The sequence below is a fragment of the Mycobacterium simiae genome, from assembly GCF_008370645.1.
Lineage (GTDB): Bacteria > Actinomycetota > Actinomycetes > Mycobacteriales > Mycobacteriaceae > Mycobacterium > Mycobacterium simiae_A.
This window is the reverse complement of sequence record NZ_VTZN01000038.1, coordinates 24,171-34,140: the sequence shown is the minus strand read 5'-3', so window position 1 is coordinate 34,140 and position 9,970 is coordinate 24,171. Positions and strand designations below refer to the sequence as shown.

The 9,970-nt window shown below is 65.1% G+C and carries 9 protein-coding genes and 3 pseudogenes; 8 read left to right on the top strand and 4 right to left on the bottom strand.

Annotated features, from left to right (window positions below; genetic code table 11):
* A pseudogene (locus F0Q45_RS08875) lies at positions 1-619 on the top strand (hypothetical protein); the annotation flags it as partial.
* A gap of 315 nt (positions 620-934) precedes the next feature.
* On the opposite strand, the pseudogene F0Q45_RS29155 reads toward F0Q45_RS08875, so the two are convergent.
* The 4 genes and pseudogenes from F0Q45_RS29155 to mftR form a co-directional block, all read right to left on the bottom strand.
* Positions 935-1,177 (bottom strand): annotated as a pseudogene (locus F0Q45_RS29155) (VOC family protein); the annotation flags it as partial.
* Positions 1,178-1,188: 11 nt separating this feature from the next.
* Positions 1,189-1,560, bottom strand: a pseudogene (locus F0Q45_RS29150) (RNA polymerase sigma factor); the annotation flags it as partial.
* Positions 1,561-1,686: 126 nt separating this feature from the next.
* Entirely contained in the window at positions 1,687-2,733 is a 1,047-nt protein-coding gene (locus tag F0Q45_RS08860; RefSeq protein WP_149653587.1) for a DUF2332 domain-containing protein, read from the bottom strand.
* Complete coding sequence (gene mftR / locus F0Q45_RS08855; RefSeq protein WP_149653586.1) at positions 2,730-3,326, bottom strand: mycofactocin system transcriptional regulator; 597 nt, start codon at positions 3,324-3,326, stop codon at positions 2,730-2,732. The genes F0Q45_RS08860 and mftR overlap by 4 nt, the downstream gene beginning before the upstream one ends.
* An 89-nt stretch (positions 3,327-3,415) precedes the next feature.
* Here mftR and mftA point away from each other — a divergent pair, with 89 nt between their 5' ends.
* The 7 genes from mftA (at position 3,416) to mftG (ending at position 9,833) form a co-directional block, all read left to right on the top strand.
* Entirely contained in the window at positions 3,416-3,505 is a 90-nt protein-coding gene (mftA, locus tag F0Q45_RS08850) for a mycofactocin precursor MftA (RefSeq protein ID WP_149653585.1), read from the top strand.
* The gene (gene mftB / locus F0Q45_RS08845) at positions 3,490-3,783 is read left to right on the top strand and encodes a mycofactocin biosynthesis chaperone MftB (RefSeq protein ID WP_149653584.1); all 294 of its coding nucleotides are present in this window, start codon (positions 3,490-3,492) and stop codon (positions 3,781-3,783) included. Before mftA ends, mftB begins: the two co-directional genes overlap by 16 nt.
* Positions 3,783-4,949: a mycofactocin radical SAM maturase gene (gene mftC / locus F0Q45_RS08840; protein WP_149653591.1), complete on the top strand. Its 1,167-nt coding sequence runs from the start codon at positions 3,783-3,785 to the stop codon at positions 4,947-4,949. Before mftB ends, mftC begins: the two co-directional genes overlap by 1 nt.
* Before the next feature lie 2 nt (positions 4,950-4,951).
* Complete coding sequence (gene mftD, locus F0Q45_RS08835) at positions 4,952-6,124, top strand: pre-mycofactocin synthase MftD (RefSeq protein ID WP_149653583.1); 1,173 nt, start codon at positions 4,952-4,954, stop codon at positions 6,122-6,124.
* Between the two features lie 123 nt (positions 6,125-6,247).
* Positions 6,248-6,976, top strand: coding sequence for a mycofactocin biosynthesis peptidyl-dipeptidase MftE (gene mftE, locus F0Q45_RS08830; protein ID WP_149653582.1), 729 nt, complete (start codon positions 6,248-6,250; stop codon positions 6,974-6,976).
* Positions 6,973-8,385, top strand: a complete 1,413-nt coding sequence (gene mftF, locus F0Q45_RS08825) for a mycofactocin biosynthesis glycosyltransferase MftF (RefSeq protein ID WP_149653581.1) — start codon at positions 6,973-6,975, stop codon at positions 8,383-8,385. Before mftE ends, mftF begins: the two co-directional genes overlap by 4 nt.
* An 8-nt stretch (positions 8,386-8,393) precedes the next feature.
* Positions 8,394-9,833: a mycofactocin dehydrogenase MftG gene (mftG, locus tag F0Q45_RS08820; RefSeq protein ID WP_149653580.1), complete on the top strand. Its 1,440-nt coding sequence runs from the start codon at positions 8,394-8,396 to the stop codon at positions 9,831-9,833.
* Positions 9,834-9,970: the final 137 nt, after the last annotated feature.

Below are 9,970 nucleotides of genomic sequence, written 5' to 3'. Positions count from 1 at the left end.
CAACATCGGCTTCTTCAACTCCGGTGACGGCAACATCGGCATTTTCAACACCGGCTTCAATACCCTGACGCCAGGCCAGTTCAACAACCTGGGCTTCGGCAACTCCGGTGGCGCCAACATCGGCCTCGGGAACGCAGGCGCGGGCAACACCGGCGTCGGGAACTCGGGCCTCTTCAACACCGGCGTCGGAAACACCGACACCTCCAACACCGGCATCGGGAACGCGGGCGCACTGAACACGGGCTTCGGGAACTCCGGGTTCGCGAACACGGGCAACGGAAATTCCGGCTTCGCCAACACGGGCTTCTGGAATTCGGGCAACGTGAACACGGGCATCGGCATGATCACCAACAGCGACATGATGAACTCGGGCTTCAACAACACCGGTACGGCCACGTCGGGCTTTTTCAACACAGCCACCGGTCCCGGCGCCGGCTCGATGTCGGGCTTTTTCAACACGGCCAGCGGCGGCACTCTAGTGAATGGCCAGACCTCGGGCATTGGCAACACCGGTGTCCCGCCCGCGTTTCCCTCGGTCCTTAGTGGCTTGAATTCGGGCTTCTTCAACATGGGCTCTCGAGTGTCGGGCTTGTTTAACCTCAGCCGGCTACTGCCGTAGCTGATCAGGGTTCGGCGGTTGCGTCGGGTCGGTCCTCAGTGGCGCATGCCTGGGCAATTCCGGCCGGACGGCTTCGGCCTCCGTCTGACTGCTCATCGCCGCGGGTCTCACGGGCGTGATACCCACTTCTCAGGCTGACGCAGCGCCCAAAAGCCGTGCGGGCACACTACCGGTCCAGCAGAGCGAGACGGTGTCGATTTCGGTGAGCGGTCTGCTGCGGTCGGCGTTACCGCGGTTGATGTGCGTAGGTAGTACGACGTTGCCGACCGCGTTAGCCGATATCACCGATACTAGATCGGTGCGCCAACGGGTCCGGTCAGCGACGCGCAGCATCAGGCTGAACCGAAACCGCCTCCGGTGCGGGGGATTTCAGTCCGAACTCGGGGTACTCGTCGGCCAGATACATCACTCAACCGGCGATCTCGATCTCGGCGATCCCAATTCGCCCGTCGTCCATCACTATTGGCCCACCAACGACACCGCGCCCAAGGCATCGGTGTGCCAAGCGATGGCCGCCCGTGCCTTGGCCACCCTGAGATAGGGCTGGCGTGCCCCCCTTTTCGGATATGCGTTCTGGACACCTTTCGGGCGCATTCACCGACGCTGCAGTCGTCCATGTCGCGCAGCGCCAGCACCGTGCGATGTGCCTTAGTAAGCCGGGGCGACCAGGCGATCCAGCTCGGCATCCCAGTCATCCCGGACGTTCGAGGCGTCCACCGGCTCCGGCGGCTCTGCGACCGACACCTCGAACCGGTCATGCCGGCGCCGATGGTGGTCGGCTAGGTTGTGCCGCGCCACACCGCGCAATCACGAAATGGCCATCGGCGGCGGGTCGCTGTTGCGGGTGGCATCCATCGCCGCCAAGAAAGTCACCGAGTTCAGATCTTCGGCGTCCCGCGATCGCCACAACGCCGGGCGAAATATCCGTCCACCACCGGCAATGCGTCGTTGTAAGCGCTAGCAGGGCGTGGCCGGCTTCGCTGACGGCATTGCGATCGTGGTCCGGTTGGGCTCACACTCTTATCGTCGTGGTTGCGACCCAAACTCCGACGGGGGCAGCGAAAAAGCTACTGCCAGTTCACCGGTGGGCCGTGCGGATGGCATTCCCCGAGAAGCTGCGACTCGCCACCTGGCCAGCTGGCAGCCTGCACGAGGAACTTGATCGGAGCGCCCGGCCCGTCCCGAGCGGGCTCGAGGGTGAGGTGCGCGAACGGTGACCGGGCATCGGCTTGGCCGGCCAGTGCATCGATCGACGTGATGACCGCGGCCTGTTCATCAGCGGAAAGGTACTGCCAGGTGATCGAATGCCATAACACGGTCAATGCGCCGTCGGCCAGAGCCAGCGCGGCGACCGCCTCGGCTGCCGTCCGCGGCTCTAGCCGCGCCGGGGTGCTGCGGGCGACCGCGATGGCACCACGCAACCTGCGCATGCGCGCCTCCTGGTCGGGCCAGACGTAGCTCAACACGGTCATCTCCCCGTCGGCGCCGGTGACGTCGATGGGCGCGATGTCATAGCCGTGCCGCTCGACGATCCGCACCGCCCCTTGCGGCGGCAATGCGCCAAGCCACGCATCGTCGATCGTCACCGGCGAATCGGGCGGCCCCCATTGCCCGCCGGGGTAGCGATAGTGGTACCGGTCTGCCCGCAGGTTCAGTCCGGCGCTCGACCCGATTTCGAAAAGCCGTATCGGCAAGTCGAATCCGTGGTTGATTCGCAGCAACCCGCCGATCAGCGCGGCGGATCGGCCCACTTCGTTGGTCTGTGGCGGCTGAGCCAGAGCAGCGCGCAACGTGTCCGCGTGATCGACTGCGACGCAACGTATTTCGGGCCAGGCGGTCAGGGCGTTCCAGGTACCGCCGGTGCTGGGATACCAGCGGCGCAATCCCGGTGCGTGGCCGTCGAGTACCAACCGGTGCAGGCCGCCGAGCAGCCGCAGCGGCACCGCTTGGCGAGCCGAAACATGTTGGTGGCCTGACAGAATCGTCGCGAAAACGCCGCCGGCTTCGACGTCGGCGGCCACCAGCTCGAGCAGCTCGCCGTACATCGGCGAGCCGGACGAGGTGCAGAACCGCCCTTGGGATCGCAGGGTGTGCAGCAGGTGCTCGGAGTTCATGGGTCGAGCCGGTCCAGTCCGGCGCCGACGACGTCGAACGCGTCGCCGAGCGCCTCGGGCAATGCGACGGATTCGTCGCTCAGCCAGTGCTCGTAGGCGCTCAGTGCGACCCCGAGCATCGTCCAAGCGACGGTCTGGGGCGCCAGGTCGGTCGATTTGGCGCCCGTCCGGCGCGCGACGAACTCGGTGATCACCTCTCGCCAGCCGGCGTACATGGTCATCGAGTACGCCTGTAGGTCAGGGGTTTGCAGGATGACTCGCATGCGCTGGCGATGCCGGATGGTCTCACCCTCGTCGAAGGTGTTGAACGCCAACAGCGCGGCGCGCAGCGCGTCGCGCAACGGTACTCGCGGATCGATACTGTCGAGCAGATCGCGCAGGTGTGCCAGGTGGGTGTCGAAATCCCCCCATGGAATGGCGTTTTTGGAGGCGTAGTAGCGAAATAGGGTGCGGCGCGCGATGCCGGCCGCCCGCGCGACATCGTCGACGCTGACCTCGGCGAACCCCTGGGCGGCAAACAAGTCGATGGCAACGTTGCTGATGCGATCCGGTGTCGTCGAACGGCGCCGGCCCACTCGCGAGTCGTGCAGCATCAGACCCGCCCTTTCGTTTCGGCACTCGATGCCATATTGTGTCCAGGTCGACCGATCGATGTCGAGTCCCTTAGCGAAAGGCTATTCACATGGACCACGAGACCGAGACAGACACCGAGCTCGTCACCGAGACCCTGGTTGAAGAGGTTTCCATCGACGGCATGTGCGGGGTCTACTGACCGGCGTGTTCGACCCCGATCGTGGCTGGCGGTTGCACCCAAAGGTGGCTGTTCGACCCGAGCCTTTTGGCGCGCTGCTCTATCACTTTGGTACTCGTAAGCTGTCGTTCCTGAAGAACCGCACCATCCTCACCGTGGTGCAGTCGCTGGCCGATCATCCCGACGTCCGGTCCGCGTGCTGTGCCGCCGGGGTCGACAACTGCGATCAGGACCCATACCTGCATGCGCTGGGTGTGCTGGCCGGTTCCAACATGCTGGTGCCTCAGGAGGACAAGTGATGGTACCCCGACTCATCGAGCAGTTCGAACACGGACTGGACGCGCCCATCTGCCTGACCTGGGAGCTAACCTACGCCTGCAACCTGGCGTGCGTGCATTGCCTTTCGTCCTCGGGTAAACGGGATCCGCGTGAATTGTCCACGCGCCAATGCAAGGACATCATTGACGAGCTGGAACGTATGCAGGTGTTCTATGTGAACATCGGTGGTGGCGAACCCACTGTGCGCCCGGACTTTTGGGATCTGGTGGACTACGCCACCGAACATCACGTCGGTGTGAAGTTCTCCACCAACGGCGTGCGGATCTCTGCTGAGGTGGCCGCGCGACTGGCCGCCAGCGACTACGTCGATGTTCAGATTTCCCTGGACGGCGCGACCGCGGCAGGCAATGACGCGGTGCGCGGCGGCGGCTCGTTCGACGTGGCGGTGCGCGCGCTGGAAAACCTTGCCGAGGCGGGCTTCTCCAATGCGAAGATCTCGGTGGTTGTCACCCGCCACAATGTCGACCAGCTCGACGAATTCGCAGCCCTGGCAAGCCGTTACGATGCGACTCTGCGCGTCACGCGGCTGCGTCCGTCGGGGCGGGGCGCGGATGTCTGGGACGACCTGCACCCTAGCGCGGCCCAGCAGGTGCAGCTTTACGAGTGGCTCGTTGCCAAGGGAGAACGAGTGCTCACCGGCGACTCTTTCTTCCATCTCGCGCCGCTCGGCCAGTCCGGCGCGCTGGCCGGCCTGAACATGTGCGGGGCCGGCCGGGTGGTGTGTCTGATCGACCCGGTAGGCGACGTATACGCGTGCCCGTTCGCCATCCATGACCGCTTCCTGGCCGGAAACATATTGTCCGACGGCGGTTTTGACAGAGTCTGGAAGAACGCACCGCTGTTTCGTGAGCTGCGTCAGCCGCAATCCGCGGGAGCCTGCTCCAGTTGCGGGCACTACGACAGCTGCCGGGGTGGTTGCATGGCGGCGAAATTCTTCACCAGCCTGCCGCTGGACGGTCCGGACCCCGAGTGCGTCCAGGGTCACTCCGCGCCGGCACTGGCGCGCGAGCGTGACACTCCGCGACCCCGCGTCGACCACTCCAGGGGCCGGCGGATCAGCGCGCCGGTACCGCTCACGCTGACGGTGCGACCGCCGGCCCGGCTCTGCAACGAAAGTCCGGTGTAGCTATGGCCGATGAATGGTTTGAAACGGTAGCGATCGCACAGCAACGCGCGCGGCGGCGGCTACCGAAATCCGTTTACTCGTCCCTGATTGCGGCTAGCGAAAAGGGAATCACGGTCGCCGACAATGTCGCAGCGTTCAGTGAACTGGGCTTTGCGCCACACGTCGTTGGCGCGACGGAAAAGCGCGACTTGTCGACGACGATTATGGGGCAAGATATTTCGCTACCGGTGATCATCTCGCCGACGGGCGTGCAGGCGGTCGATCCAGATGGCGAAGTCGCTGTCGCGCGGGCCGCGGCGGCGCGGGGCACGGCGCTGGGATTGTCCTCGTTCGCCAGCAAGCCGATCGAGGAAGTTATCGCGGCCAACCCCAAGATCTTCTTCCAGGTCTACTGGCTGGGGGGGCGCGACGCGATCGCCGAGCGGGTCGAACGGGCGCGGCAGGCCGGCGCGGTCGGCTTGATCGTCACCACCGACTGGACGTTCTCGCACGGGCGCGACTGGGGCAGCCCCAAGATCCCCGAAGCGATGAACCTGCGGACCATCCTGCGGTTGTCGCCAGAGGCGATCACCAAGCCGCGGTGGCTGTGGAAGTTCGGCAAGACGATGCGACCGCCGGACCTGCGGGTGCCCAACCAGGGCCGGCGCGGCGAGCCCGGCCCACCGTTTTTTGCCGCCTACGGCCAGTGGATGGCAACACCGCCGCCGACCTGGGAAGACATCGCCTGGCTGCGGGAATTGTGGGGCGGGCAATTCATGCTCAAGGGCGTGATGCGGGTCGACGATGCCAAACGGGCCGTAGATGCCGGTGTTTCAGCGATCTCGGTGTCCAACCACGGCGGCAACAACCTGGACGGCACACCCGCGTCGATTCGCGCCCTTCCCGCGGTCGCCGCGGCCGTCGGTGATCAGGTCGAGGTGCTGCTGGACGGCGGCATCCGGCGGGGCGGCGATGTCGTCAAGGCGGTCGCGCTGGGCGCCCGTGCGGTGATGATTGGCCGCGCGTACTTGTGGGGTCTGGCCGCCGCCGGACAACCCGGCGTCGAGAACGTCCTTGACATCCTGCGCGGCGGTATCGACTCGGCGTTGATGGGTCTGGGCCACGCCTCGATCCACGATCTGGGCCCGGACGACATCTTGGTTCCCGACGGCTTCACCCGCCAGTTGGCTGTGTAGCTCACACACTGAAAGTCCTGATACGGGCGTGGCGCCCGTGACGAACGAGCAGAGTTCACGACCGCTAGCGCTTGCGGAACCGAAAAAAAATCAATAGGTAAGGCAACAATTGGTGCACACCAGGTGAATTCGTCCTACCATCGGCGAGTGCCCGTACTCGGCGAACTGGGGAGCGTGACGTCGAGGCAAGTATCAATATCCACCTCGACGTCAATAATGATCCCACTGGGGTCCACTGAACAGCACGGTCCCCATCTGCCGTTGGATACCGACACTCGGATCGCGACGTCGGTAACCCGGGCGGTCGCCCAACGCCTCGATTGGCTGGTGGCACCGGCCATCGCCTACGGCGCCAGCGGTGAGCACCAAAGCTTCCCGGGAACGATCTCGATCGGGACCGAAGCCCTGGCCACACTGTTGATCGAGTACGGGCGTTCCGCCACTTGCTGGGCTCAGCGTCTGGTCTTCGTCAACGGCCACGGCGGCAACATCGCCGCATTGATCCGCGCAGTGAGCCTGCTGCGATCCGAAGGTCGCGATGCCGGGTGGTGCCCGTGCAGCTCCGCGGCCGGTGACGCCCATGCCGGCCACGCTGAAACATCGGTGTTGCTGCATGTTGCGCCGGCTGACGTATTGACCGACCGGTTGCTCGCCGGCAACCAGGCGCCGCTGGCCGAGCTGCTGCCATTGATGCGCCGCGGCGGTGTCGCGGCGGTTAGCGAGACGGGAGTGCTGGGGGACCCGACCACGGCGACCGCAGCCGAGGGACGAAGGATCTTCACGGAGATGGTCGACGATTGTGTGCATCGTGTGGCTCGGTGGGCGCCCGGGTCTGACGGGATGTTGAGATGACGGCGACCCGGCTACCGGATGGGTTCGCTGTTCAGGTTGACCGCCGTGTGCGGGTGCTCGGCGACGGCTCGGCGCTAATCGGTGGCTCGCCGACGCGGTTGCTACGGCTGGCTCCCATCGCCCGAGGCATGCTGTCCGACGGTCGCCTCAAGGTTTGCGACGAGCGCAGTGCCCAGCTGGCCCGCACCCTGCTGGACGCGACGGTGGCCCATCCGCGCCCGGCGGGCGGTCCGTCATACCGTGACGTCACGGTCGTTATACCGGTACGAAACAACGCATCTGGCCTCCGGCGGTTGGTGACTTCATTACGGGGGCTGCGCGTCATCGTCGTCGATGACGGCTCGTCATATCCGATCGAGCTGGATGACTTCGCCGGTGCACACTGCGACATAGAAGTGCTGCATCACACCCGCAGCAAGGGGCCGGCGGCGGCGCGAAACACCGGGCTGGCCGCCTGCACCACCGACTTCGTCGCCTTCCTGGATTCCGACGTGACACCCCGGCGCGGCTGGCTGGAGGCTCTGCTCGGCCACTTCTGCGACCCGACCGTCGCGTTGGTCGCGCCCCGCATCGTCGGTCTAGCCCAAAGCGAGAATGTGGTAGCCCGCTATGAGGCGGTGCATTCGTCACTCGACCTCGGTCAACGGGAAGCGCCGGTGTTACCGCACAGCACGGTGTCCTACGTTCCCAGTGCCGCTATCATCTGCCGCAGCTCGGCCATCCGAGACGTTGGCGGGTTCGACGAGACGCTGCACTCTGGAGAAGACGTCGACTTGTGCTGGCGGCTCATTGAAGCCGGCGCCCGGTTGCGATACGAGCCGATCGCGCTGGTCGCCCACGACCATCGCACCGAATTGCGGGACTGGCTAGCACGTAAGGCGTTTTACGGCGGTTCAGCTGCTCCGTTGTCGGTCCGCCACCCCGACAAAACCGCCCCGGTGGTGATTTCTGGCTGGGCATTATTGGCCTGGATCCTGATGTCGTTCGGCACCGGCATCGTTCAGTTGGCGTCGTTGGTCATCGCCGTGCTGACGGGTCGCCGGATAGCCAAGGCCATCCGCAACACCGAGACCTCCTTAAAGGATGTGGTCGTGATCGCCACCCGCGGTATGTGGTCGGCAGCGCTGCAATTGGCGTCGGCCCTTTGTCGGCATTATTGGCCGGTGGCATTGGCGGCGGCCATACTGTCCCGGCACTGTCGGCGGGTCTTTCTGATAGCGGCGATCGTCGACGGGGTGGTGGACTGGCTGCGCCGCCGCGATGCCTGCGACGATGACGCCGAGCCGATCGGGTTGCTGACCTTCCTGTTGCTCAAGCGGGTCGATGACTTGGCCTATGGGATCGGCCTGTGGTACGGGGTACTACGAGAACGCAATCTCGCCGCGCTCAAGCCGCGGATCCGGACGTAGCGCGCGCCTTGACCGCGGCCGCCCGGCACAGTGATGTGCTGATCGTCGGTGCGGGCAGCGCTGGATCGGTTGTTGCCGAGCGCCTTTCTGCCGATCCCGATTGCCTGGTGACCGTGCTCGAGGCCGGCCCCGGACTCGACGATCCTCAGTTACTGGCTCAGACTGCCAATGGGCTGCAGCTGCCAATAGGAGCGGGCAGTCCGCTTGTGCAGCGCTATCTGACGACGATCACCGATCGACCGGCGCGCACGCTGCCCATCGTGCGCGGCGCGACGGTCGGTGGTTCCGGCGCGGTCAACGGCGGCTACTTCTGCCGCGCGTTGCCCGCGGACTTCGACCGTAACCAGATACCCGGCTGGGGATGGTCTGACGTCCTCGACCACTTCCGGGCTATCGAGACGGACCTGGATTTCGACACACCCTGCCACGGCGATAGGGGCCCGATACGGGTTCGTCGAATACACGACATGACGGGTGCCACTGAATCGTTCGTCGCCGCGACCCAGCGTGCGGGGCTCGCGTGGATCGCCGACCTCAACGATGTTGGGCCCGAACTGCCGTCAGGGGTAGGCGCGATACCGCTCAACATTATTGACGGCGTGCGCATCAGCCCGGGGGCCGGCTACCTGATACCCGCGCTTAGCAGACTCAACCTTGCATTGGTGGCGCGGACGCGGGCGGTGCGGGTGCGCTTTTCCGCTACGACGGCGGTGGGCGTCGATGCGATCGGCCCGGCAGGTCCGACAACACTAACTGCAGATCGAATCGTGTTGTGCGCCGGATCCATTCAGACCGCGCAGCTGCTGATGCTTTCGGGCATTGGCGAGGAAGCAATACTGCGGGCCGCCGGCGTAGAAATGGTGGCGGCGTTGCCGGTTGGGATGGGATGCAGCGACCACCCCGAATGGGTGATGCCGACGAGCTGGGCGGCGGCGGTGGATCGGCCGGTGTTGGAGGTTGTGCTGAGCACCGCAGATGGCCTCGAGATCCGGCCATACACTGGTGGTTTCGTCGCGATGACCGGCGACGGAACCGCCGGGCAACGCGACTGGCCACATATCGGGGTGGCGCTCATGCGGCCACGGGCGCGGGGGCGCATCACGTTGGTGTCGTCCAGTCCACAGGTACCCATTCGTATCGAGCACCGCTACGACAGTGAGCCCGCTGACATTGCGGCCCTGCGGCAGGGGAGTGAATTGGCGCGCGAATTATGCTGTGCTACAACGCATATGGGTCCAATCGTGTGGTCGACGTCGCAGCATTTGTGTGGTAGCGCGCCGATGGGCACCGACGGTGACCCGCGAGCCGTGGTCGACCATCGGTGTCGGGTCCGGGGCATCGAAAACCTCTGGGTAATCGACGGGTCCATTCTGCCGGTAGTCCCCAGCCGCGGTCCGCACGCGACAATCGTGATGATGGCGCATCGCGCCGTGGAATTCGTTGGCTAGATTGAGCTTAGCGGCGGCAACCAGCTTCGCCGCTACGGTTTAGTCTACGGGTTGGGCGGAGCGGGCTCAGGTGAGTATGTGCGGAACCCTTGCTGTGATTGGTGTGTTCGATAGTATTTCGCAGATACCGCGCGGTA